The organism is Lachnospira multipara LB2003 (genome assembly GCF_000702205.1).
GTDB classification, from domain to species: domain Bacteria; phylum Bacillota; class Clostridia; order Lachnospirales; family Lachnospiraceae; genus Lachnospira; species Lachnospira multipara_A.
Window position 1 is genome coordinate 56,288 of the sequence record NZ_JNKW01000011.1, and the last position, 25,543, is coordinate 81,830.

The window sequence follows — 25,543 nt, forward strand, 5'->3', positions numbered from 1 at the left end:
TTAAAAAATTATTCTGCTTTTACATAAGATGACTTATCCTCTGTATTAACAAATCCTATTGTAAGTGATAATAGGCCGCTGTCTAAATACTCTTTAAATTTAGCTTCTTTACAAGCCATATAGCTATTATTAATACCAACTCTAACATATTTAGCTCCCTCTGGGATTACATATGTTACCATCTTATATCCTGTAGATGAATTATTGGTCTGAATTACGTTCATTTTCTCATCATAGAAGTGTACATAATGAACTCTTGCCTGATAATAATCACCAGTAATACTAAGCAATACTGTAAGGTAATCTGAATCCTCTGGAATGCTTATTCCCTTGCCATTAATGTCTGTTGTTAATGTACCCCAGTATTTATCATCCCTTAATTCACCTGTCTTCTGGTTTAGTGTCTGCCATTTAAAGCTATCCATTGAATTATAAACTGTCTTATTACTTGTTAGGTAAGAAGTAGCATTCACAAGAGCTGAAAGCATATCTGTATTAGATTTTGAATAATCAACTCTGTTAACTAAACCATAATTATTCTGATTTCCATCATCCCAGTATACACACTTAATTCCATATTCGCTAGCACGTGCAACATAATTACTTGCTGCATTAACTCTGTATTCTGCTGGCACATATGATGGTTTTGTACCAAATTCACCAATAATAACTGGTGTGTTAATTTTCTTACTAAATTTTGAAAGTGGTTCAAATAAGGAATTAATATCCTGGTCAAAAGCTGTACTATAGTCATGAACTTCTACAATTAATCTATCTGCTGTTTGATCTGTTGGAAGAACAAAACTATCAAGGAAGCTGCTTTCGCGGCCATCAAGTAGGGTAGGAACAACTAATAATCTATTAGTATTGTTTCCACCAAGTCCTCTTACAGTATCTACAAAAATCTGATTTAAAGTATTCATCTGACTTGCTGCCTTATCGCTATAATTCCAGCTTAGGGCCACATTATCAACCTCATTATAACTTTCAAAAATCAAATGCTCATCGTAATCACCAAAATAACTAGCGATCTCACTCCATAAAGCTCTAGCATCTTTACAAACCTGATTAAATTTTTCTTCTGTAGTACCTGCATAAATAATTGGCTGTTCATGGTGTGTATTAAGAATTACATACATATCGTTTTTGATTGCATAATCAAGGACTGTTTGAACTCTTTCTAACCATTCCTGTCTAACTTTTAAATTGCCATTATCATCTGTATATGTGTTGTAATACCAAGTTACAGGAATTCTGATTGTGTTAAATCCCTGCTCCTTAACATATTCAATTAAGTCTTCAGTAATAACTATATTTCCCCAAGTTGTTTCTTGATTTGGTGCGCCCTTATCAGTTCTGTCACCATAATGAGAATCTAGTGAATTACCTAAATTCCAGCCTACATTCATTGTATTCATAAATTCAGTAGCAGTAATAGGGTTCATTGCTGTATTGTGTTCATATTTTTCAAATTTTTCAAGGCTAAGCTTCTGATCTGAATTAAACTGATTTCTATAATCAGTTTCGCTAAATGAACCTACATTAGACTTAACATAAACACCAATATAATCTGTTTGCTCATCTGCTGTCCACATTTCACCTGACTGATATGAATTTGTCTTAACATAACTACCATCATTTTTATATTCCACAATTGTCATTCTTAAATTGTGATTATCAAGATTTACTCTGTACTTGCCCTTATCATTACTTACATCAAGATATTTAGAACAAGCAAGGCAGTTAGCACTTACATTAAATCCTGTAGCTGAAAAGCTACCCATATTGTAGTTAGTAAAATCACTAAAGTCAAACTGACTTATGTCGACTTTATCAACTCCTGTGCAATAAAATTTTGAGTTAAGATCAATTGTCATACCCACATCAAGAAGGCCTAAACAATCAACGCCCCAAACACTAGAATTAAAGTTTAATCCTATGTAGCTTGCATTAGAACTTGCAACATATTTGCTTCCATTTGTTAAATGGTCAACGTATCTAATAGCTTTACCATCCTTATCAAATTCTGCAATTGAAATAAGAATTCTTGAGTCGTTTACATTAACATAATACTCTTTACCTGGTGTAATACTGTATTTATTTCTTGTACAGTAAACACCTGAATAATTCTCATAAGACAAGCCCCATGACTTATAATGACCTTGTCTGTAGTTTGAAGAATTACTTAAAGATCCTATATGAACCTCACCTAATAATTCCTCTGGATTTTCTTTTATTTCATCTAAATTCACAGTTGTAAATGTAAGCTGCGAAGTTAGAAGATTTTTTAAATCTGTAAGAGTGTTTTCCTTAGTTTCTTCATCCTTATACTGATACATTGAATATGTAACATATTTTGTATCAGCTAGTTTTGTAAAATAATCCCCGTTTCCTAAATCCACGCATCTAATGAAGTTAAAATTACTATCATATTCATTAATTTTTAATCGAAGTGTTGAATCACAAATATTGACTTTTTTAGATTCTTCAAAAAATGTGTAATAAGAATTAAGTCTCATTGTGTCGCTAATATCTGCAATCTTGCCCTTTGAATCAAATCCACCATAAACCCAGTCAAGATTAGCATTTAAAGATTCAAGTGGTAATTCACTTACCTTTAATTCTTCTTCCTTTGTTTCTTTTTCTTCTTGCTTTGGCTTATCATCAACATCCGGATCAACTACAACTGGTGTGTCATCATTACCAACAAGAGCTGTACTGCTTAAAGAAAGAGTATAAACGCCATACTTCATATATGATCTAAACATTCCAAGTGTCAATGTATAATCACTTGCATTATAGGCGCTAAGAACCAGGCTTTTTGTGTTTTTGTTAAAAATAAGAGTATCGCCATTTTTAGCCTCAAGGTTATTAATAACATTACCGTTCTTATCCATTTCATTGATTATAAGCCTTAAGGAACTCACATTAGTCTTAAATGTGTATGAATAATTTGGATCAACTGTTACTTCGTTTCTAAGATTAATGTAAGATGTGTAGTTAAAAATCTTAGAGCCGTCAAAGCTAACCAAGCCTCTTCTCCAAAGTCCTGGATTATTAAGGTTAGTATAACTAGCCTCTGTTTTATAGCCTGTTAACTTTTTTTGACTGATTGTAAAACCAGATTCAAAAAGCTCTTTATATTTTTCATATGTCATTGCATAGTCTGATGGATTATAAATAGAAATACCACAATAACTTACTCCATCCTCGATTATAATTTCTGCACCGTCTGAAATAGTATTATCAAAATCTACAAGCTCAAAATTCTCATCATATTGGGCAAAAACTATAACATAAGATGATTCCGAACATGATATTTTATAGACGTCACCTGCTGTAACCTTTAAGAATTCTTTAGTTGATAGAAATGCACTCCATGTGTCAAATCCACCACCATTTTGGTAAATTCCCTTTTTCCAGTTCGAAAAATCTGAAAGACTAAAATTTGACAATTTAGTCTCATTAACATTAGTGGTCTCAGAAGCATTAGCGGATATACTTCCTACACTTAAATACGCCGAAAATACTGTACAAACCGCAGTAGTAACTGCAATCCACTGCCTTAATGTTTTCTTTAACTTTTTCATGTAGAAAAACCTCCTAGTAAAAATAATAAGTCTCGCGTAACAGGTTTATTTACTTCGATTATTTTGCGTGAAATTCATATCCTTTAAATCGCACGCTTGTTATCATATCACAAATATTAAGATATGCATCTAATTTCTTTCTTAATCTTGATATTTGAACCATGATAGTCTGTCTATCTGTATCTGAATAAGTACCAAATAGTTTTTTAGATATTTCTTCAAACGTTGTCACCTCCCCGTTATGACTAACTAAAATAGCTAAAATCTCATACTCTCTATTAGACAAACTTATTTCGTCGCCGTCACAATAAACCTTATGTTCAAGATAATCAACGGATAAATGTCCAAAATTTTCATAAGACCTAACATCCTTAGCCTCCTCCTTAAAGGCTACCCCAGTTGATGTTTTGTTATATTGTCTAAATCGTCGTACATTTGCCTGAATTCTGGCATTTATCTCATTTAGACTATAGGGCTTTATTATGAAGTCATCCCCACCAACTTCAAGCCCCCTTATCTTGTCCTCTTCAAGATCCTTACCTGTTAAGAAAAGAATAGGAATATTAGTTAATTTTCTCATTTCTTCACAACATGTAAATCCGTCCATATCAGACATCATTACATCTAAAAGGATACAATCTATATTATTTGCTTTCACTATATCAATAGCATCCACAGCATTTGTAGCTGTAAACACTTTATATTCTTTTTTTTCAAAAAATCTTTTATTTAATTCTATAACTTCAATATCATCATCAACAAGTAATAAAGTAATATCTTTCATACAATCTCCTTATATCAACAACTTTATAATATAGCATCATTTAAAATTTTGCAAATTTAATTTTCCTTATCCTTGATAAACTTTCTTGTATATTCTATAATTAGTATATATATTATACGTGAAAAATATAAAAATACCGAGGAAATTATGGAACAAATAAATGCTAAAATAGATGAAACTATAATTGCTTACCTGATTTTTCTGATAATTGGATATCATATCCTCTTAAACTCAAAAAAATCAGTGCTAAGAAATAGGGTGTTAGAATATATTGGAATTGTACATCTATATCTAATATCCTACTTAATTACAATGTTTCGTGTGGTTTTTGATAATGTGAATATAATACCTGTCATTTATTTTACAGAGATACTTAAGTTTATCTCTGTTGTTGGCATGTCCGGATTTACATTTGTTGTATTTCAGCACTTGCTTAGAACAAGGCTTTTTAATACCACAGTAACCGAAGCTATTGCCATGATTCCACTATGTATAACTATACTTCTCTACATAAGCACACCAATAACTAAGCTGACCTTTAGCGTAAATCCAGATAAATCAATAATTCCCGGTCCACTATATCTATTTCCGTATATATTGTCACTAATATATAACATTTTATGTTCTGTAATTATTATAAAAGCAATTTATAAAAGCTACAATCCCCAAGAGAGAAGATTTGCAGCAAATCTTTCCATTTTAATAGTTACACCTTTAATAAGCAGATATGTGTCTACTAGATTCGGTGTTCCAATTCAAGAAATCACACTAGCTATAACCTTCTTAGTTTTTTATTTGGATTTCATAAAAAGGGATGTATCTACTGATAGATTAACAGGATTAAACAATCGTAGATTTCTTATTTACGAAGTAAATTCTCTTATGAAAAGAATAGACAGAAAAAAGCTTGTTTTGCTCATGATTGACGCAAATAAGTTTAAAAGCATCAATGATAATTATGGACATTTAGAAGGGGATGCTGCCCTTAAAAGAATTGGTACAGCAATAGAGCAGTGCACTTATTTTTTAAAGCATTGTACTATTTCTAGATATGGCGGTGACGAATTTATTATTTGTTTCCTAGAAAGGCAAAGTAAGGATGGACGACTTATTGCCTTAAACATTGAAAAAACACTAGAAAAAATAAACAAAAACGACAATGCCAAAAGTAATGTTAATGTCTCTATTGGAATTGCAAAATATGATCCTTCATTTACTAATGCAGAAGACTTTATAAAAGCAGCAGATGATGCCCTTTATAATGTCAAAAAGGAGAAGTCACTATGGAATACTTTGAATTAGCTAGTATAGAACATTCCTGCATAGCTATTGTTTTATTCATAATTGTCTTAATTGACACTTATAGAACTTTTAATCGTTCTATCTTTAGTGTACGATTATGCACATTTTTTATATTAAACATTATATATACCTCCCTTGAACTTTTAATTACATACTTAGATGAAGTTCATATAGCTAATATTTATCTTCTTTATTTCATTTGTGCAGCCTTACTTGTAACCAAGCTTGCAATTAAGACTTATCTTTTCCTATGCACTGAATACGTTATAAAAAGTAGAATCACACGATCCTTTAAGTTGGAATTTTTCTGTTTAATTCCTTCAATATTAACGAGTTTACTTGTTATAACATCACCCTTTACAAAATGGATTTTTAAATTTCACGAGGATACTTTTTCTAGAGGACAATTTTTCTTTATTTACCAGACCGTATCCCTTGTATACGTTGCTGCATGCATAGTTCATGCCTTTATACGTACATTAAGAACAAAGAACATTAATGATAATAAAATGTATATTTCCATTATTGTTTTTTTGACAATTCCATACATAATTTCTATCTTTGATGAAAGAGTTTGGACCATTACTGTGGCCCTTGCCGTCCTTTCTTTCTACTTAATTATTCAACACGACAATTTATCTAAGGATGCGCTTACTAAACTAAATAGCAGGCAATACCTAAAATACGATATTCTAAAAATGATTTCTGTAAACTGGAAGAGTCGGCTTTGTTTACTTATGATTGACGGTGATTACTTTAAAAAAATCAATGATAATTATGGACATCTTGAAGGAGATAAAAGTCTTATAAGAATTGGGGAAGCTATAAGCTATGCCACAAGAAACCTTTATAATGTTACCTCTGCAAGATATGGCGGTGATGAATTTGTTGTTTGTTTCTATGAGAATGGCGAAAATACCGCAAGTCACATTGCTAATCAAATAAAAGAAAAAGTAGTAGAACTAAATCTTAAGGATGACTCGCCTTATGATTTAACTGTTAGTATTGGAATTGCTTATTATGACAGCTCTATAAAGAGCGTTGATGATTTTATCAATGCCGCAGATATGAATCTTTATGAGCATAAAAAAGGAAGAACATAAATAATGGAGGGTATAAATAAAGGCAAGCATAAATAAGAGAAAGTATAAATAATACAAAAATAAATTGACCTAGGATTTATTATTAATTTAATAAGTCCTAGGTCAAAAATTTGCGAGCATAACTCTTAACTTGTTATTTTTTTAATTGTGGTGTTCCTCACTAGTTTATGCCGCCATCTATGGTGAGGTTAAAACTATTTTTTCAAATAGTAAATAACAAATTAATCTAAATAGATTATTCACTCTACAAAAGTGCTCTGTAAAGTGATTCTATTTCTTCAACACTTGGCTGCTTTGGGTTTCCTGGGAAACAAGCATCTGCATGAGCAGATTCTGCAAGGAAATGTACGTCGCTGTCCTTTACAATATCCTTTAAATCCTTTGGAATTCCCACATCTGCCGATAATTTTGCAACTGCATCAACAGCAGCTTTTCTATATTCATCTGGCGACATATTCTCTGTACCACTCACACCCATAGCCTTAGCAATATCTCTGAATTTTTCTCCTGTTGCATCTGCATTATATGCCATAATTGATGGAAGTAATATTGCATTAGCAACTCCATGTGGTGTGTCATATAATGCACCTAATGGATGTGCCATTGAATGAACAAGACCAAGGCCTACATTAGAGAAACCCATGCCTGCCACATACTGTCCAAGAGCCATTCCTTCACGGCCTTCTGGCTTATTATCAACTGCATCTCTTAAGTGCTTAGAAATAAGCTCGATTGCCTTTAAATGGAACATATCAGATAATTCCCAAGCTCCATTTGTAATATAACCTTCAATTGCATGTGTAAGTGCATCCATACCTGTTGCAGCTGTTAAGCCCTTTGGCATTGATGACATCATATCTGAATCTACAATTGCTACAATTGGAATATCCTTTGGATCTACACATACCATCTTACGATTCTTCTCAGCATCAGTAATAACATAGTTAATTGTTACTTCAGCTGCTGTACCTGCTGTTGTTGGAACAGCAATAATAGGAACTGCTGGCTTCTTAGTAGGAGCAACTCCTTCAAGGCTTCTTACATCTGCAAAATCAGGATTATTAATAATAATACCTATTGCCTTAGCAGTATCCATTGATGAACCACCACCAATTGCAATAATATAATCTGTTCCTGCCTTCTTAAAGCTTTCTACACCTGTTTGGACATTTTCAATTGTTGGATTTGGCTTAATATTTGAATATAATTCATATTCAAGACCAGCTCCTTCTAACACGTCTAATACCTTCTTAGTAACCCCAAATTTAACTAAGTCAGGATCAGAGCAAACAAATGCTTTTTTAAAACCTCTCTCTTTTACCTCAGTTGCAATTTCCTTAATTGCTCCTGCGCCGTGGTAAGATCTTTCATTAAGTACAAATCTGTTTGCCATATAAAACCTCCACATTATTATATTTTTACGACCCTGTCGTAATGTATCTATACTTATTTTAACACTTTTAATGTATAACACAAGTTATTTTATGTATAATTTTGACAAAGTTTTATGTAATTTAATTAGTTTCGCAGATTTGCATTTAGCTAGGCCAAAATCTATAATTGAGTCTGTTATTTTAAAGCAAACTATGCGGAAAGGATTTTTCATGGAAAATAAATATAAATTAGCAATTTTTGATTTGGATGGCACGCTTCTTGATACCTTAGAAGATTTAATGCTAAGCGTAAATGAAATTCTAAAAAGAAATAATTTCCCCACAAGAAGTCTTGAAGAAATCAGACAATTTGTGGGAAATGGTACATTAAAGCTTATGGAAAGAAGCCTTCCTAGTGACCTTACAAAGGATGATGTTGCTAAATATCACGAAGAATTTAAGAAATATTACGACATGCATTGTAACGATACAACTAAACCTTACGATGATATTCTTGAAGTCCTAAACACTTTAAAAGATAGGGGAGTAGTCCTTGCCATGCTTTCAAATAAGCCAGATTTTGCAGTTAAAAAGCTTAATGCTATTTATTTTGGCGATATTTTTACCATTGCAAGAGGAGCTCTTCCAGATGTTCCAACTAAACCTGCTCCAGACTCAGTTAATAAAATAATGGAAGACCTATCTATTTCAAAGGCTGACACTGTCTATATTGGAGACTCTGACGTAGACATTAATACTGCAAAAAATGCTAAAATCGCAGAAATTGCCGTAACTTGGGGCTTTAGAGATAAAGACTTTTTAGTAAAAAATGGCGCAAACACTTTTGCAAATAAATGCAGCGACTTGTTGAATTTGATATAAAAAAATTTTGCACAATCTAATCTAAGAGTATATAATATTTTATGTGTCTTATTCCGGCTGTTTTATCACCACACGAATTGTAGATATTTCAGCCAATTATATGGAGGTATATTAATGAGCATTAAAATTGGTATTTTAGGATATGGCAATCTTGCACGTGGTGTTGAGAGTGCTATTAGACAAAATGATGATCTTGAACTTGTAGCTGTTTTTACAAGAAGAGATCCAAAAACTGTTACAATTAAGACTGCAGGCGTTCCTGTAGATTCAGTTGATAATATTGAAAGCTACGTTGGCAAAATCGACGTTTTAGTTTTAGCTGGTGGTTCTGCAACTGATTTACCAGAGCAGACTCCTAAGTACGCTAAGTTATTCAACGTAATCGATAGTTTCGATACTCATGCTAGAATTCCAGAGCATTTTGCTAACGTTGATAAGTCAGCTAAGGAAACTAACCACGTTGGTATTATTTCAATGGGTTGGGATCCAGGTATGTTCTCACTTCTTCGTATGGTTTCAACAGCTGTACTTCCAGAAGGTGAAAACTACACATTCTGGGGTCGTGGTGTAAGCCAGGGTCATTCAGATGCTATTAGAAGAATTGATGGAGTTTTAGATGCTAGACAGTACACAGTTCCTATTGAAGCTGCTGTTGAAAGAGTTCGTTCAGGTGAAAACCCAGAACTTACAACAAGAGAAAAGCATTTAAGAGAATGCTACGTTGTAGCCAAAGAAGGTGCTGACCTTGCTCGTATCGAAAAGGAAATCAAGGAAATGCCTAACTATTTCGCAGATTACGATACAACTGTAACATTCATCACAGAAGAAGAGTTAAAGAAGAACCATTCAGGTCTTCCACATGGTGGTTTCGTTCTTAGAAGTGGTGTTACTGGTCTTAATAAAGAACATAAGCACATTATCGAATACAAGCTTACACTTGATTCAAACCCAGAATTCACAGGTTCTGTAATCGCAGCATACGCAAGAGCTGCTTATAAGCTTGCTAATGAAGGTTCATTTGGCGCAAAGACAGTATTTGATATTGCACCAGCTTACATTAGCCCATTATCAGGCGAAGAATTAAGAAAGAACTTATTATAATTTATAAATTATATGTTACATTTTATATGTTATAAATTATATGTTATATGTTATAAGCTATAGCTTGTTAAACTGTAATTAATCATAGCCCCGTCCTTTTATCTGTTAAAATATAAGGATGGGGCTTTTTAGAATTTGCTGCCTATATAACTAAGCTAAGTTATCTTTATCAATAATTTAGATATCGTCTTTTTTCGTATTTTACGCGATTTTTTTGAAAAATGTTGTTGACAAAAAGAATTCAGAAGTGTATTATTAAACACGTGCTGCGGCACACAACAAATTAAGATATGCGCGAGTGGCTCAGTGGTGGAGCACCTCCTTGCCAAGGAGGGGGTCGCGGGTTCGATCCCCGTCTCGCGCTCTATTAATTAGAAGAAGCATTTGCTTCTTCTTTTTTTGTGCTTTGAAATAAGGTATGAACTAGCGATTTCTAAAAGTAGTTGTAGTAAAGCAGTTTCTGCAACTATCTCGGCTCCGATCTCTCGGGTTCGATCTCTCGCCTGCCGGCTCGGTCCTTTCTTCTGCCTTTCAGGCAGAGGTGTCCACTGGACACCCGAAACGTCTCACGCTCTACTAATTAGAAGCAGCAGTTGCTTCTTCTTTTTTATGCCTTGAAATAGGATATGAACTAACAATTAACTTGCGATTTCTGAATTTGCCCCAATCAAAATATTAATTCTTGACAGTTTTAAATCATCGTATTATAATTTCCTAGTTTTGAAAATAATAAAGGTAAAACACGGGAAACCATGTGACACAAAGCTATAGGGGCTTTAAGATGCCAGCCAGCTGCAACTAATCTATTTACTCAAAGTCACGTCATATTCTTATGGCGTTATTTTTTTACTCAAAATGGTCTATTCCCCCAAATTCAGAACTTTTATATAACAATAACTTAGGAGGAAAGAATGGAAAGTTTTTTATTAAAAGTTAATCATAACGGCACAAGTAAAAAATACAAATTGCTTAATGAATACAAGGAAAATACAGGCAAAAGACTTGAAAAAGTCCTTGATATTACAAACAAAATGAAGTCAGGCAACTTCACATCAAAAGAATACTATATGTTAGCAGAAGAGATTTTTACAAAAAACGGTTTTTTCATTATTAGCAAAAGTGAAGCATAAAAGCAAACATCTATTCAGAGCAGTCATCAATTTGACCATTTTTATAGTTTAACTGCATTTCGTAAGATCTACTCCTATGAAAAAAAACGACAAAATGGACCTAATACTCCTATTTAAACATTTAGGTCATAGTTCTTAGTAAATAAGCTTGGACTTTATTGCATAAAAACAACATTTAGGTCAAGATAGTGTTAATAAATTGAACTAATTTTCCTGTTTCGCATAAATTAATTGAAACAATTCTCCCTTTTTGCCCCAAAAAAGTTATCCCATTTGCTAGAATTGACAGGTTTGGGGCAAAAACAAATTTTTTACGCCTTTTTAAAACTTGACCTAATTATGGATTTCTTAAATATGGGGCAATTTTTGCCCACAACAAATTAAACTTCCTTAAGAAATTGCCCACAACAAATTAAACTTCCTTAAGAAATTGCCCACAACAAATTAAACTTCCTTAAGGACTCATCGGTTCAATTTAAACTTCCTTAAGAAATTGTCCCGAATAATTTAAACTTTCTTAAGGAATCCACCAGTTCAAATTAAACTTCTTTACGTTTTCACGAAAATTACCCCAAATAATTCAAACTCCCTCAAAAACCCACCAGCCCAATTCAAACTTCCATTATCTCCTGGCCTAACTCAATAAATAAATTGCAACAAAATTACATTTTTGGTATAATCAATCAAAGGCTTAAAACTCAAGTCTTAATTTTTGATGTATGGGAGGTACACTAAATTGAAGAATTACAAAGAAACGTTAACTATTGATGGCGAACACTTTAACAATTTAGACGGCTTTTATGACGAGATTGCCAAGGTTTTTACAGACGGTAGCTATCCAATTGGGCATTCTCTAGATGCATTTATCGACCTGCTAATTGGTGGTAATGGGGTTTACAATGTGGGCGATAATGTTCTTGTAAGATGGAAGAATTCTAGCAAGAGCCGCAAAGACCTAGGTTACAATGCAACAGTCAAATATTATGAAGACAAGATAAAGCTTTGCCACTCATCTAATACTAAAAACTTCCAAAAAAAGCTTGATGATGCTAAACTAAACACCGGTGATACAATTTTTGATATTATTTGCAAGATCTTTAAGGAGCCGGATATTTATGAGCATTCTTGTAGTCTTGAATTAAAATAATCACTAGATTAATATACGGGAGACTATGATACAACAATGAAGAAGACACTAAGCAGATTTAAATTTGCTTGGCTACTATTTTTATCATTATTTACACTTCTTGTTAGCAGTGGCTGCAATAAGAAGCTAAATAATAATGCCAAGCTAAATGAAACTAGCGTAAGCACGGTTGCTACTAAGGTTGCTAGTGATAGTGGTCAAGGAACAGACTCTAATAGTGCTAACGAAAGCTTAAATAAGCCTAAATCAACCACATCCATAGATAAAAATGGTATATATGATAGCAAAGATGAGGTAGCACTATATATTCACACATACAATACCTTACCTTCTAACTATATAAGCAAAGCAGAAGCTAAGAAGCTTGGATGGAGCGGTGGTAGCGTAAGTGAATATGCTCCTGGTAAATGTATTGGTGGTAGCTATTTTGGAAATAACGAAGGTAAACTACCAAGCAAAGACGGAAGAAGCTATAAAGAATGTGACATTGACACATTAAATTCTAAGAATCGTGGAGCTAAGAGAATAGTTTACTCCAATGATGGCCTAATTTATTACACAAGCGACCACTACGAGAGTTTTGAATTGTTGTATGGAGAAGAATAGTATTCTTAGAGAAATACATTAGAAATTTGCAGAATGATAAAAATTCCAACGCAAAAATTTCAACACAAGAATTACAACACAAGAATTACAAAATAAAAATTACAATATAAACACTAAAAAAACTGGCAGTTTGGGGATTTCCCCGTCTGCCAGTTTTTATATATTAACTAATTAATCTGCTCGTCTATTTTGAATGAGCTCCTTTAATTTGCCTTCCATAGCTTTAGCTCTAACTCTATTGTAGAGCTTTCTATAATCAACAGCATAAATTAAATTAGTCTGAACCCAAAATAAAAGCATTGCGCCAAGCACATCTGAAATACAGTGTTGCTTTAAGAAAAGAGTTGACAGACAAATCAAAACACAAAGAATACTAGCGCATACTTTAACTATTATGAATTTCTTCTCTCTAAACAACTTAGATTTAATAATTGCAAAAGTAACAATAAGCGAATTTAAGACATGAATACTTGGAAAAACATTAGTTGACGTATCTGATATGTATAACTTTGTAATCATTCTACCAAATACGCTATCTGATACATGCTCAGGTCTAAGTGTTAAACCATTAGGGTAAATCATGCAAATTGTAAGGGCAATAGACATACCAAATATCAATGACATTGCAAGCTGTCTATATTCCTTATCATCAGCTTTAAAATAAAAATAAACAACCGTTATAACTACATAAAATGCCCAAAGAATATATGGCACAATAAACCATTCAATTAGAGGAATTGCCTCATCAATTGATGTATTTAAAATGTGAACACCCGGTGTTTGCAAAGTTATCTTTTTTTCAAGGGTAAAAAACCAAGGGAAGTATATAAAGACATATAATCCGTATAATAATCTCCAATTTTCCCTAAAAAACCTCTTTAGTTTATCCTTCATGGAATTCCATCTCCTTTAATTATTCCATATTATCTACCTTAATCCTCAAGACATTATATCAAGACAAATTTTTATATGCAATAAAATTAATATTTTATTGCATAAAAATCCTAGAAAAAGGCTAAAATTTGCAATTTAAGGCCTAGTATACTATAATATTTAAGTATTTGTGACTAGATTGGAGAGGGTTATGTTACAATTAAATCATATAAAAAAAATTATAAATGGTAATGAAGTATTAACAGACGTTAGTTTTATTTTTAATAAAGGCCAGATTTATCCTATACTTGGAAGTCTTGGTTCAGGACGAACAACACTTTTTGAATGTATATGTGAAGACAAGCCTGTAGACTATGGTGAAATAATAACTCGAGCTAAGAGCACTATTTTTTATGCATCTAAGCAAAGCGTTTTACCAATGTATATTACAGGTTACGAATATATTGAATTTTTATGTTCGCTTAATAAGGGTTCCTTAAAGCCAAGTTTTTATCTTGATAAGGTAGGAATACCAGATGATATTTGGGGAAACCTAATTTGCTATTATAGCTTTGAACACAAAAAATTACTACAATTAGCCGCATTCTTAATTCAAAAGCCTTATGTCATCTTATTTGACGAGCCTTTTGATTATTGTAGTGAAGATTACATTGATAGGTTTCTTTCAATACTTAATGAAATGAAAGACGAACACATTATTTTAATTTCAACAGGTTTACTAAAGGTTTCTGAGAAGATATCTAAAGATACTGTTATTCTAAATAATGGTGAACTAAACCTTGTTTCTAAGGACACAATGGCTATTCCTGAGATTCGACATGCGGTACTAGACATTTTAGGGGAGGCTGAAAATGAAATTATTTAGACGACTTTTTGCCGAAAAAATTCTTCGTTTTTACGAAGGAACTAACAATGGTATAAGAATTCTTCTTAAATTTCCGTTCCTTAGTTGGCAAATAACAGAGGAAACTTTTACTAATAAACCCAAAACAAGAACTTTTATTGGAATTATAATGCAGCTATTTACCATAATTGGTGAATTTGCAAGAAGATTTTTATATTTCCTTTTATTAATATATATTCCATTTAGACTGATTTCTCTTATAAGGCCACTTGTTGGAGCTAATCAGGAATTGGCAATTATATTTATGTTTACAATGCTATCAATAATTTGTGGTAGCCTTGCAAACACAACACTTTTTACTATGGGAGACAGAGATTATTTAATGATTAGAATTATGCTAATTAGTCCATATCTTAACTTCCTAGGTAAACTAATTTATAAGATAATAACAGATTTTATATTCTATTTTATCTTATTACTTTTATTTAGAGTTTCGCTTTATAACAGCTTGATGCTCTCATTGATTGTTATTTTTACAAGACCTATTGGTGAGATGTTTGCTGTACTTGCCTTTGATAGATTAAGATCTATATACGAGAACAGAAGCCTATTTAACGGTACTGTAATGGCAATTTGCGTTATTCTAGCTTATGGATTACCACTTATTAATAGAAAAGTATCATCAAATTGGTTATTCATCACACATCCAGCCGTTGTAATCATATTTTTTATCGCTGGTGCTGCTGCAATGTATTTCCTATGGTGGTATAAATATTATAGAGTAATCATTAGAGAAGCAATGCATATGAAACACGAGAACTAAAAAGATAATAGAGAGGTGACAGTATGGATAATAACAAGGCGCTTTTTAAGAAAATAATATGGAGACTCCTTGTTGTAATTCTGTTAGTAACTGTTGCCTCTATTTTTATTTTTGAAATATATCGCAGCCATGTTCAAAAAAGCATGGTATTTTCTTCAAGATACACTTTTTCTATCGATATTGACTCTGATGGAAATGTAATAAGTGATAACAATAATCATGAAAACAAAAACAACACTAGCAACACTGCTATTGATAATGCCTATGATTTTAGCAAAATGTCTAGTGCAAGTGTTGGTAATATATGGATTAAGAGTTTTTTAAAGCAATTTACAGGAATCTATGTACCACGACACAAAAAGCTAACAAATATTACAATTAATGAGAGCCAAACCCTTGATGAGAATAATAGAACTTGTCTAATTTCCTTTAATGCTAATACCGTATCAGCAAGTTCTGAGTATTTTTCCACATGGAACGGTGTTTTATTAAATGGCAAATTAAATTGTGAATGGGTTGTTACTTTTTCATTAATTGATCATTATAACAACACAGCAACTATCTATGTTACAGCCATTCAAACCCCTGAAGACTATGGTATTTCAAAATATGATGACTCAAGTCAACATCTAGCAACATCAACAACAGTAACTACTACAAACTCCGATGACTTAAGTAAATATAGCATTACCAATGACATTCTATATGTTACTTACAACGGAGGAACAAGCTCAATTGTTGTACCTGTTGATATTGATAATTTGTTATATGATAACTCAGCTAGCGAAAAAACCTTACTTAAGACAAGCTATATGATAAGTTCTTATAAAACCGCATTCGTCTATGGTGGCAAACAAAGCAATAATAAAGACATTCCTTTATCAGTCATTTACTCAGATGATAAAGGGGTTAGCTGGACAACCTATGAATTAAACAAAGACATTAAGGATGCTAGTTTTGTCTATGTTTACTTTACAGATGCTAGTAATGGCTTTATTGTTGTGGGATACAACACAAGTGCAGATAAGCAGACACAAACTTCCCTCATCTATAAGACAAGTGATGGTGGAAGTTCTTGGCAAGAAATGGGACAAACTCCGCTTAACCATCCAATTAAGGGAGTACTAGTAACAGATAACTCAACAATTTTTATCTGCTATTATTACAACGAGAATTACGTGTCAAACCTTTATGTTTCATATGATGGCGGAACAAGCTTTAATAATATAATTCTTGATGACCAGGAATTAGACAGCTCTGCAGCTAACTCAGGAGATAGCACTCTTCACTGGTCAGATGTTTATAAAGATGCCCTTGTGCCAATAATAGATGACCAGAATATCATAACAGTTTACTTATCCCAGGGTGAAGATGCTAAATATAACAACGGTAAAACAGCCGCAAAATACACATCAAGCGACAATGGAAAAAACTGGGAATATATCGGACAGCTTGAAATCAATATTGTGGAATAAACATATGTTAAAATAAAAATTGTAAAATTTGGACAAACTTTCACTTGAAAATTCAAGCAACCTATGCTAATATCTTTAAAGTTTGATAAGAAAAAAGACATTTTTGTGTCTTTTTTTTTGCCAAAAACTAAGGAAAAACTTTAGTTTTTATTCTTATCAAACACATGGTTGTGGTTTTTGGCTTGCTTACAACCATATATCAACTTAAAAGTTGATAAAAGCTCATTTTTTTATAAGATGAGATACAATATAGAGTGAAAGGAATTTGGTGGCATTGATGAAAGCATTTTTAATTCTTGAAGATGGAACAGTGTTTACTGGAACCAGTATTGGTTCTACTAAGGAAGTAATTAGCGAAATTGTTTTTAATACTTCTATGACAGGATATCTCGAGGTGCTAACTGATCCGTCTTATGCGGGACAGGCGGTTACAATGACTTATCCGCTTATTGGTAATTATGGAGTATGTTATGAAGATATGGAGTCGTTAAGAGCTTGGCCTGATGGCTTCATTGTTAGAGAATTGTCTAGGATGCCAAGTAATTTCAGAGAAGAAGATCCGATTCAGAAGTTCCTTCTGGATAATGATATCCCCGGTATTTGTGGAATTGATACAAGAGCCCTTACTAAGATTTTAAGAGAACAGGGTACAATGAATGGTATGATTACTACTAATGAGAATTACAATCTTGAAGAAGTAATAGCTAAATTAAAAGAATATACAGTTAAAGGCGTTGTTAAAAAAGTAACATGTCAAAAAGAATACGTGTTAGAAGGTAAAGGTCCTAATGTTGCCTTACTTGACTTCGGTGCTAAGAAAAACATTGCTCGTTCTCTTAATAAGAGAGGTTGTCGAGTTACTGTTTATCCAGCATACACTAAAGCCGAGGAAATTCTGGCAACTAATCCAGACGGTATTATGTTATCTAACGGTCCTGGAGATCCAAAAGAATGTGTTGAAATTATTGAAGAAATTAAAAAATTATATGCAAGTAATGTTCCTATTTTTGCAATCTGCTTAGGACATCAGCTTATGGCACTTGCAACAGGTGCAGATACTTACAGACTTAAGTACGGTCATAGAGGCGCAAATCACCCAGTTAAGGATTTAGTAACTGGTAAGGTTTACATTTCATCTCAGAATCACGGTTATGCAGTTGATGATAAGACACTTGATGAAAAAATTGCAAAACCAGCATTTATTAACGTAAATGATAAGACAAACGAAGGTTTAGCTTATGTAGGAAAGAACATCTTTACAGTTCAGTTCCATCCAGAAGCTTGCGCTGGTCCACAGGATACAGCATACCTATTCGATAGATTTATGGACATGATGAAGGAGGGAAAGTAAATGCCTAAGAATCCTAATATTAAGAAAGTTTTAGTTATTGGATCTGGTCCAATTATTATCGGTCAGGCTGCAGAATTTGATTACGCTGGTACACAGGCTTGTCGATCACTTAAAGAAGAAGGAATTGAAGTAGTATTAGTAAACTCAAATCCTGCTACAATCATGACAGATAAGGATATTGCAGATGAAGTATATATCGAGCCTCTTACAGTAGAAGCTCTAAAGCAGATTATTATAAAGGAAAAACCAGATAGTATCCTACCAACACTTGGTGGACAGGCTGGTCTTAACCTTGCAATGGAAATTGCAGAAACAGGCTTCCTTGAAGAACAGGGTGTAAACCTTATTGGTACAACAGCACTTACAATTAAGAAAGCTGAAGACCGTTTAATGTTTAAGGAAACAATGGAAAAAATCGGCGAACCATGTGCTGCTTCCCTTGTAGTAAACAACGTAGAAGACGGTGAAAAATTCGCAGCTAAGATTGGATATCCAGTAGTTCTTCGTCCAGCTTACACACTTGGTGGTTCAGGCGGTGGTATTGCCCACAACGTAGAGGAACTTAGAGAAATCCTTGAAAATGGTTTAAGACTTTCAAGAGTTGGTGAAGTTTTAGTAGAAAGATGTATCGCAGGTTGGAAGGAAATCGAATACGAGGTAATGCGTGATAGCAACGGAACATGCATTACAATCTGTAACATGGAAAATATCGATCCAGTTGGTGTACATACAGGTGATAGTATTGTAGTAGCACCTTCTCAGACACTTTCTGATAAAGAATATCAGATGCTTAGAACATCAGCACTTAACATTATTGATGAACTTGGAATTACAGGTGGATGTAACGTACAGTACGCATTAAACCCAGACAGTTTTGAATACTGTGTAATTGAAGTAAATCCTAGAGTTTCAAGATCTTCAGCTCTTGCTTCAAAAGCAACAGGTTACCCAATTGCTAAGGTAGCAGCTAAGATTGCTCTTGGTTACAACCTTGATGAAATCAAGAATGCAGTAACAGGTAAAACTTATGCTTCCTTTGAACCAGCCCTTGATTACTGTGTAGTAAAGATTCCAAGACTTCCATTTGATAAATTCATCTCAGCTAAAAGAACACTTACAACTCAGATGAAGGCAACAGGTGAAGTAATGAGTATCTGCGATAACTTCGAAGGTGGTCTTATGAAGGCTATTAGATCTTTAGAGCAGCACGTAGACAGCCTTATGTCTTACGACTTCACAGCACTTACTGACGAAGAGTTACTTGAAGAACTTGCAATCGTAGATGATAGAAGAATCTGGAAGATAGCAGAAGGTTTAAGAAGACATATTAAGCCAGCTAAGATGCATGAAATTACTAAGATTGACCTTTGGTTTATCGATAAATTACAGATTATTGTAGATATGGAAAATGCCTTAAAGAGAGGACCTTTAACTAAGGAATTACTTGCTGAGGCAAAGAGAATTGAATTCCCTGATAATGTAATCGGAGAATTAACAGGCAAGACAGAAAAAGAAATTAAACAGCTTCGTAACGAATATGGAATTCACGCAGCATTTAAGATGGTTGATACATGTGCCGCAGAATTTGATTCAGAAACTCCTTACTACTACTCAGTATATGGAAGTCAGAATGAAGCAAAAGAAACTAAGGATAAGAAAAAGGTATTAGTACTTGGTTCTGGTCCTATTAGAATCGGTCAGGGTATCGAGTTTGACTTCTGTTCAGTACACTGTACATGGGCATTTAAGAAGGAAGGATACGAAACAATCATTATTAACAATAACCCAGAGACAGTTTCAACTGACTTTGATATTGCTGATAAGCTTTACTTCGAGCCACTTACAGCTGAAGATGTGGAATCAATCGTAGAATTTGAAAAACCAGATGGAGCAGTAGTTCAGTTTGGTGGACAGACAGCTATTAAGTTAACAGAAAGTCTTATGGAAATGGGTGTGCCAATCCTTGGAACAAAGGCTGAAGATGTTGATGCAGCTGAAGATAGAGAATTATTTGATGAAATCCTTGAACAGACTCAGATTCCAAGAGCTAAGGGTCAGACAGTCTACACAGTAGAAGAGGCTCTTAAGGCAGCTAACGAACTTGGATATCCAGTACTTGTAAGACCATCATATGTACTTGGTGGACAGGGTATGCAGATTGCTGTAAGCGATGAAGATGTTGTAGAATTCATGGAAATCATTAATAGAATTAAGCAGGATCATCCAATCCTTGTAGATAAATACTTAATGGGTAAGGAAATCGAAGTCGATGCAGTATGCGACGGCGAGGACATCTTAATCCCAGGTATTATGGAACATATTGAAAGAGCTGGTATTCACTCAGGTGACTCAATCTCAGTATACCCAGCTAAGTCAATAAGCCCTAGAATTATAGACATGATTGAAGATTACACAGGAAGACTTGCAAGAGCTCTTCATGTAAAGGGTATGATAAACATTCAGTTTATCGTATACAATGACCAGGTTTATGTAATCGAGGTTAACCCAAGATCAAGCCGTACAGTACCATACATTAGTAAGGTAACTGGTATTCCAATCGTTAAGCTTGCAACTCGTGTAATTAACGGTGCTAAGATTCGTGACTTAGGCTACGAACCAGGCTTACAAAAAGCAGCTGATTACTATGCAATCAAGATGCCAGTATTCTCCTTTGAAAAAATCAGAGGTGCTGATATTAGCTTAGGACCTGAAATGAAGTCAACAGGTGAGTGCCTTGGTATCTCTAAAGACTTTGATGAAGCTCTTTATAAAGCATTCACAGGCGCAGGTATTAAACTTCCAAAGCATAAGCAAATCATTATGACTCTTGCAGATGCTGATAAGGAAGATGGCGTAGATATTGCAAGAAGATTTGAAGCTCTTGGATATAAGATTTATGCCTCAAGAGGTACAGCTAAAGTATTTAAAGAACACGGCATTAACGTATTCCAGGTAAACAAGATTGGACAGGAAGCTCCAACACTTCTAGACTTAATCTTAGGACACAGAATCGACCTTGTAATTGATACACCAGAAAATGGTATCGAAAGAGCACACGATGGCTTCTTAATCAGAAGATATGCTATTGAAACAGGTGTTAACTGCTTAACAAGCTTAGATACAGCACATGCACTTATCTCAAGTTTAGAGCATGCATTTAATAATAAAGAATTATCAATCGTAGATATAGCAACAATTGATAACAGAGGTAACTAAAAGCTTTAGATATGGCCCTTTTTATAAAAGGGTCATATTTTTTTAATTTCATTTTAACTATTAGAATGTTATAATTAAACTAAATTTTTAAGCTAATTAGGAGACTGTAAAATGAGAAAATCAAATAAAAACGAATTAAAAATTTTTCTAAATAAAGGGCCTAAAATATTTATGATTTGCATGCTTTTAGCGGTAGTCTCACTTACAAGTGCTTGTAACTACAAAAACCCAATGAAAAGTATACAAGAGGCCGATAGTAATAGATTAAACGATGCAAGTATAGAAGAGACTAACAGTGATGCAAGTTCTAATGCAGATGATAATACACAAGGCAATGAAACAGAGAGCAGCCAAGCTAAAAATCCAAGTATAATTAATACTAATGAGCAAGAATTAAAAGACGAAACTTTAGCAGAAAGCGCTGCAAATACTAATAAAAGCCTAACATTATACACAATTGGAAAGGATACAAAGGATAATGTATCTAACTTAAATTTAAATAATGTTAATTATCAACTAGCTAATAACAAATATGAAGTTTCAAAGCCAGAAAACCTTGATTCATCTGATTTAATTAAAATAAGCAACGACACTAAATCAAACGCTAGCTCAAGTGAAGCCGTACTTTTAATTGTTCCAAAGCAGGCAGTTGAAGAATTATCCTATTTTATTGAATTAACAGTTCCAACAAATGTAAAAATAGGAATTATGGGCTGTGACATAAATGATGATAAATACGACATTACAGAATCAGATATTTCAAATGCTTTTTCATCGCTTTTATCTAAGGAAACAGACTCATTAATTCTTCAATGCACAATTGGAAATGAATTTAGCAAAGTATCCAATAAAGTAATTGATAATGATAAAAAGATAGACCTTAGTAATACTAAGGACTTGGCATACATAAGTCTTTTCTATGACTACTTAGGAAATGACGGAATGGCACTTGAGAAGGATATTGCTAATAATGATGGAGTAATCGTTGTAACAACAAACCCAACAGGTGATGTATCTGGTAACACTAAGGAAATCATTGAAAGCAACTATTCAGATGTACCTGTAATTATAGTTTCAATCCTACAGGACAAAAACCAAAGTAATTATCACACACCAACACAGGCAAGAATACTTTTAAGCCTAGTACTTACAAAAACACATGATATTAACGAAATAAAGGATTACTACATGAATTACTAAGGCATAATTAACTAGTCCAATTATTGAATAAATCCGTATTTTATGGTATTCTTTATACTGTAAGGTTTGGGGGAGAACTAAACCTAGAAGATAGAAATTAGGAAGGGCTTGAACTTTTTTGGGAGAAGCAAAGGTGGTTTTTTATGGACGCTATTAAGGCAAAAGATGTTACAAGACATATCTTCAAGGACGAAGATAAAGGAATAGCAATGATGGAGGGACTCAGTCTATCAGATAGCATTGAAGTTATGACTAAGATTATTCCTGGCTTAATTAATGCAGCTAAGGAGAAAAATAATGTAAATGACGAAGGCTATTTTAACAGTCTCTATAAAATATATAACAAGGTTTTAGTTAAGAAATTAAGAGAAGCTGAGCATCTATGGATGGTTTACTGTGATACAACAGCTTATCCATACATGGTAGATGATGATTTAATCGTGCTTTACAACTATCATAACCATGAGAAAGTTGAACAGCAATTAAAGAAAGCTGGTTACAAGATTTCATTTGGTATCGAAACTCCAGAATCTTTCTATAACGAAATTGCTCATATGTATAGAAATGGTTATAAGAATATTAGATTCACAGATGGTCAGACTAATGACTACAAGATTTCAAGAGAAGAATTTGCAACATATGATGAATTCTTTAAAGATGACAACTATGTTACAAATCCAGGTTTACAAAATACAATGATTTCTTTCTTCCAGGAATTCAGAAAAGAAGGTGATTCTGATACAAAGGAAGAAATCTTAAAATCACATGAAATCCTTATGTTTAAAGCAATGAAGAATGCTGAATACATGGTTCCATGTATAAAAGAAGAAACTGAAACTGAAGTTTCAATTTCACATCCATTTATTGATTTAACAGATAAGGTAACACATGCTGAAGGAGAAAAAATCATCTCAGTACCAGTATTTACAGATGGTTTTGAAATGGATAAGTGCTACAAAGATCAGCACGAGAACATGCTATACAAGTTTGACGAACTTATTGACTTAATGGAAGAACTTGAAGCATCAGGAATTATTATAAATGCATTAGGAATCAGCTATTTCTTATCAGTTGATAACATGAAGAAGATTAATTCTGAATATTAATTTAGTAGAATTTATTATTACACTGGCACTTTTGTTTTTAAGTGCCAGTGTTTTTAATATATACTAATCTTAATCTAGCAAATGCCATAATTTATACATTAAGCAATAGATAGAAAATTATTTATTTTACTGGCAATTTATCTTTATAATATTAGCCTCAAAAACTAGATTATATTTTGCCAATGTGGTAAAATATAATTATAAAGGAGATGCTAAAAATGAAGTATTTATCAGTATCAGAGGCGGCAAAGAAAATTTCTGTATCAGAAAGAAGCATTAGAAATTATTGCCAAACTGGCAAAATACCTGGAGCAATTTTAGAAGGAAATAGTTGGAAAATTCCAGAGGATTTTAAGAAGCCAGAAAGGAAAAAAAGAAATACAGCTATACCTACTAAATTTATTGATCGCCTAAAATTTGAAAAAAAAGAAAAAATAAAAAATAGCATTTATCACAAGCTTCAAATAGATTTTACTTATAATTCAAATCATATTGAAGGAAGCCGATTAAGTCACGAACAAACACAATACATTTTTAAGACTAATACAATTGGAGTTTCTGATGAGGTAATTAATGTAGATGATGTAATTGAAACAAGTAATCACTTTGCTTGTATAGATTATATTATTGATAGCTATAATTATAAGCTAAATGAAAGCTACATTAAGAAATTACATTTTCTATTAAAGCAGGGAACTTCCGATTCTAGAAAGTCCTGGTTTAGAGTTGGCGATTATAAATTACTTGAAAATGAAGTTGGCGGACAAGAAACAGCTAAGCCTGAAGAAGTTGAAACTAAGATAAAAAATCTAATCAAAAACTATGAAAACAAGGATAATATTGGCTTAGAAGATATTATAGAATTCCATTATAACTTTGAAAAAATCCATCCTTTTCAAGATGGAAATGGGCGTGTTGGACGACTTATTATGTTTAAGGAATGCATTAAACACGACATAATTCCTTTTATAATTGAGGAAGATTTAAAACTATATTATTACAGAGGGCTTCATAATTGGAATGAAGAAAAGGGATATCTGCTTGATACCTGTGGTTTAGCGCAAGACAGGTTTAAACAGATTCTAGATTATTATAAATTAAAGATTTAAGGAGGGTTTTATCCCCTCCTTTTACTGATTCTTTCTTAACTTCGTTAAACACGGATTTAGCGAATATAATCTTCATCTCTCTACTGTTTATAATATTAATAACATTACCTATTACTTATTACTTATAATTGTTGGATATGCAGTAATCATAGCATGTATTCTTTTTATTTTAGTAAAGATTATCAAAGCTATTCGCCTACGCTTCTTTTCAAAGACAATTACAGTTAAAGCAAATATTGAAAGTAAGTTTGTTGAGGAATATGAAGATTATGACATGTTAAATGCTGGACGTGGAAAGCTTTACCTCCGCCCTAACAAAGGCATGTTTGAAAAAAACAAATCATATAGAGTTATCTTCAAAACAATAGATAATAAAACTGTTGATTTAGCTATGTCAAAAGATAATTATGAAAGACTTAATATAGGAGATTCTAAAAATCTTACCTTTAAAGGTAGCGATTTTATTGATTTCAAATAAACTAAGCTTTAAAACAAATAAAGCACACA

At 32.9% G+C, this 25,543-nt stretch carries 20 protein-coding genes, 1 tRNA gene and 1 riboswitch; of the genes, 17 read left to right on the forward strand and 4 right to left on the reverse strand.

The features are described from left to right. Positions 1-8: 8 nt before the first annotated feature. Positions 9-3,590 (reverse strand): glycoside hydrolase family 5 protein, encoded by a 3,582-nt coding sequence (locus tag T537_RS12465; protein WP_031557090.1) that lies wholly within the window; start codon positions 3,588-3,590, stop codon positions 9-11. A gap of 58 nt (positions 3,591-3,648) precedes the next feature. After that, positions 3,649-4,374 carry a response regulator transcription factor gene (locus tag T537_RS0107835; RefSeq protein ID WP_031557092.1) on the reverse strand — a complete coding sequence of 242 codons (726 nt, stop codon included), beginning with the start codon at positions 4,372-4,374 and terminating at the stop codon, positions 3,649-3,651. A gap of 147 nt (positions 4,375-4,521) precedes the next feature. On the opposite strand from T537_RS0107835, the gene T537_RS12470 reads away from it, so the two are divergent. Both T537_RS12470 and T537_RS0107845 read left to right on the forward strand, forming a co-directional pair. After that, positions 4,522-5,676 (forward strand): GGDEF domain-containing protein, encoded by a 1,155-nt coding sequence (locus tag T537_RS12470; RefSeq protein WP_051637191.1) that lies wholly within the window; start codon positions 4,522-4,524, stop codon positions 5,674-5,676. Beyond that, positions 5,658-6,779: a GGDEF domain-containing protein gene (locus T537_RS0107845; protein WP_031557095.1), complete on the forward strand. Its 1,122-nt coding sequence runs from the start codon at positions 5,658-5,660 to the stop codon at positions 6,777-6,779. The genes T537_RS12470 and T537_RS0107845 overlap by 19 nt, the downstream gene beginning before the upstream one ends. A gap of 244 nt (positions 6,780-7,023) precedes the next feature. On the opposite strand, the gene fucO is transcribed toward T537_RS0107845, so the two are convergent. Further along, the gene (gene fucO, locus T537_RS0107850) at positions 7,024-8,172 is read right to left on the reverse strand and encodes a lactaldehyde reductase (protein ID WP_027437637.1); all 1,149 of its coding nucleotides are present in this window, start codon (positions 8,170-8,172) and stop codon (positions 7,024-7,026) included. Positions 8,173-8,383: 211 nt separating this feature from the next. On the opposite strand from fucO, the gene T537_RS0107855 reads away from it, so the two are divergent. The 6 genes from T537_RS0107855 (at position 8,384) to T537_RS0107880 (ending at position 13,018) form a co-directional block, all read left to right on the forward strand. Beyond that, positions 8,384-9,034 carry an HAD family hydrolase gene (locus tag T537_RS0107855; RefSeq protein ID WP_081775453.1) on the forward strand — a complete coding sequence of 217 codons (651 nt, stop codon included), beginning with the start codon at positions 8,384-8,386 and terminating at the stop codon, positions 9,032-9,034. A 114-nt stretch (positions 9,035-9,148) separates the two neighbouring features. Beyond that, positions 9,149-10,135, forward strand: coding sequence for a diaminopimelate dehydrogenase (locus tag T537_RS0107860; protein WP_027437635.1), 987 nt, complete (start codon positions 9,149-9,151; stop codon positions 10,133-10,135). Between the two features lie 292 nt (positions 10,136-10,427). After that, positions 10,428-10,499 (forward strand) — tRNA-Gly (locus tag T537_RS0107865). A 360-nt stretch (positions 10,500-10,859) separates the two neighbouring features. Continuing rightward, a riboswitch (cyclic di-GMP riboswitch) is annotated at positions 10,860-10,935 on the forward strand. Between the two features lie 111 nt (positions 10,936-11,046). Continuing rightward, positions 11,047-11,265 (forward strand): hypothetical protein, encoded by a 219-nt coding sequence (locus T537_RS0107870; RefSeq protein WP_031557097.1) that lies wholly within the window; start codon positions 11,047-11,049, stop codon positions 11,263-11,265. A gap of 736 nt (positions 11,266-12,001) precedes the next feature. Beyond that, positions 12,002-12,412: a barstar family protein gene (locus T537_RS0107875; RefSeq protein WP_051555035.1), complete on the forward strand. Its 411-nt coding sequence runs from the start codon at positions 12,002-12,004 to the stop codon at positions 12,410-12,412. A 36-nt stretch (positions 12,413-12,448) separates the two neighbouring features. Beyond that, positions 12,449-13,018 carry a ribonuclease domain-containing protein gene (locus T537_RS0107880; protein ID WP_031557101.1) on the forward strand — a complete coding sequence of 190 codons (570 nt, stop codon included), beginning with the start codon at positions 12,449-12,451 and terminating at the stop codon, positions 13,016-13,018. Between the two features lie 171 nt (positions 13,019-13,189). On the opposite strand, the gene T537_RS0107885 is transcribed toward T537_RS0107880, so the two are convergent. Next, the gene (locus T537_RS0107885) at positions 13,190-13,912 is read right to left on the reverse strand and encodes a phosphatase PAP2 family protein (RefSeq protein ID WP_081823272.1); all 723 of its coding nucleotides are present in this window, start codon (positions 13,910-13,912) and stop codon (positions 13,190-13,192) included. A gap of 190 nt (positions 13,913-14,102) precedes the next feature. Here T537_RS0107885 and T537_RS0107890 point away from each other — a divergent pair, with 190 nt between their 5' ends. The 9 genes from T537_RS0107890 to T537_RS12700 all read left to right on the forward strand — a co-directional run bounded on the left by T537_RS0107890 (position 14,103) and on the right by T537_RS12700 (position 25,514). Continuing rightward, the gene (locus T537_RS0107890; protein WP_027438671.1) at positions 14,103-14,777 is read left to right on the forward strand and encodes an ATP-binding cassette domain-containing protein; all 675 of its coding nucleotides are present in this window, start codon (positions 14,103-14,105) and stop codon (positions 14,775-14,777) included. Further along, positions 14,764-15,579: a hypothetical protein gene (locus tag T537_RS0107895; RefSeq protein ID WP_027438670.1), complete on the forward strand. Its 816-nt coding sequence runs from the start codon at positions 14,764-14,766 to the stop codon at positions 15,577-15,579. Before T537_RS0107890 ends, T537_RS0107895 begins: the two co-directional genes overlap by 14 nt. A gap of 23 nt (positions 15,580-15,602) precedes the next feature. Continuing rightward, the gene (locus tag T537_RS0107900) at positions 15,603-17,054 is read left to right on the forward strand and encodes a WD40/YVTN/BNR-like repeat-containing protein (RefSeq protein WP_031557105.1); all 1,452 of its coding nucleotides are present in this window, start codon (positions 15,603-15,605) and stop codon (positions 17,052-17,054) included. A 277-nt stretch (positions 17,055-17,331) separates the two neighbouring features. Continuing rightward, the gene (locus tag T537_RS0107905) at positions 17,332-18,405 is read left to right on the forward strand and encodes a carbamoyl phosphate synthase small subunit (protein ID WP_027438668.1); all 1,074 of its coding nucleotides are present in this window, start codon (positions 17,332-17,334) and stop codon (positions 18,403-18,405) included. Continuing rightward, a complete protein-coding gene (carB, locus tag T537_RS0107910; RefSeq protein WP_027438667.1) occupies positions 18,406-21,621 on the forward strand; it encodes a carbamoyl-phosphate synthase large subunit in 3,216 nt (1,071 codons plus the stop codon). A gap of 111 nt (positions 21,622-21,732) precedes the next feature. After that, positions 21,733-22,821: a hypothetical protein gene (locus T537_RS0107915; RefSeq protein WP_027438666.1), complete on the forward strand. Its 1,089-nt coding sequence runs from the start codon at positions 21,733-21,735 to the stop codon at positions 22,819-22,821. A 143-nt stretch (positions 22,822-22,964) separates the two neighbouring features. Next, on the forward strand, positions 22,965-23,927 hold the full coding sequence (locus T537_RS0107920) for an SseB family protein (protein WP_031557107.1): 963 nt from the start codon (positions 22,965-22,967) through the stop codon (positions 23,925-23,927). Between the two features lie 218 nt (positions 23,928-24,145). After that, the gene (locus tag T537_RS0107925) at positions 24,146-25,036 is read left to right on the forward strand and encodes a Fic family protein (RefSeq protein WP_027438664.1); all 891 of its coding nucleotides are present in this window, start codon (positions 24,146-24,148) and stop codon (positions 25,034-25,036) included. A gap of 148 nt (positions 25,037-25,184) precedes the next feature. After that, entirely contained in the window at positions 25,185-25,514 is a 330-nt protein-coding gene (locus T537_RS12700) for a DUF2500 family protein (protein ID WP_330372600.1), read from the forward strand. The last annotated feature ends 29 nt before the right edge of the window (positions 25,515-25,543 follow it).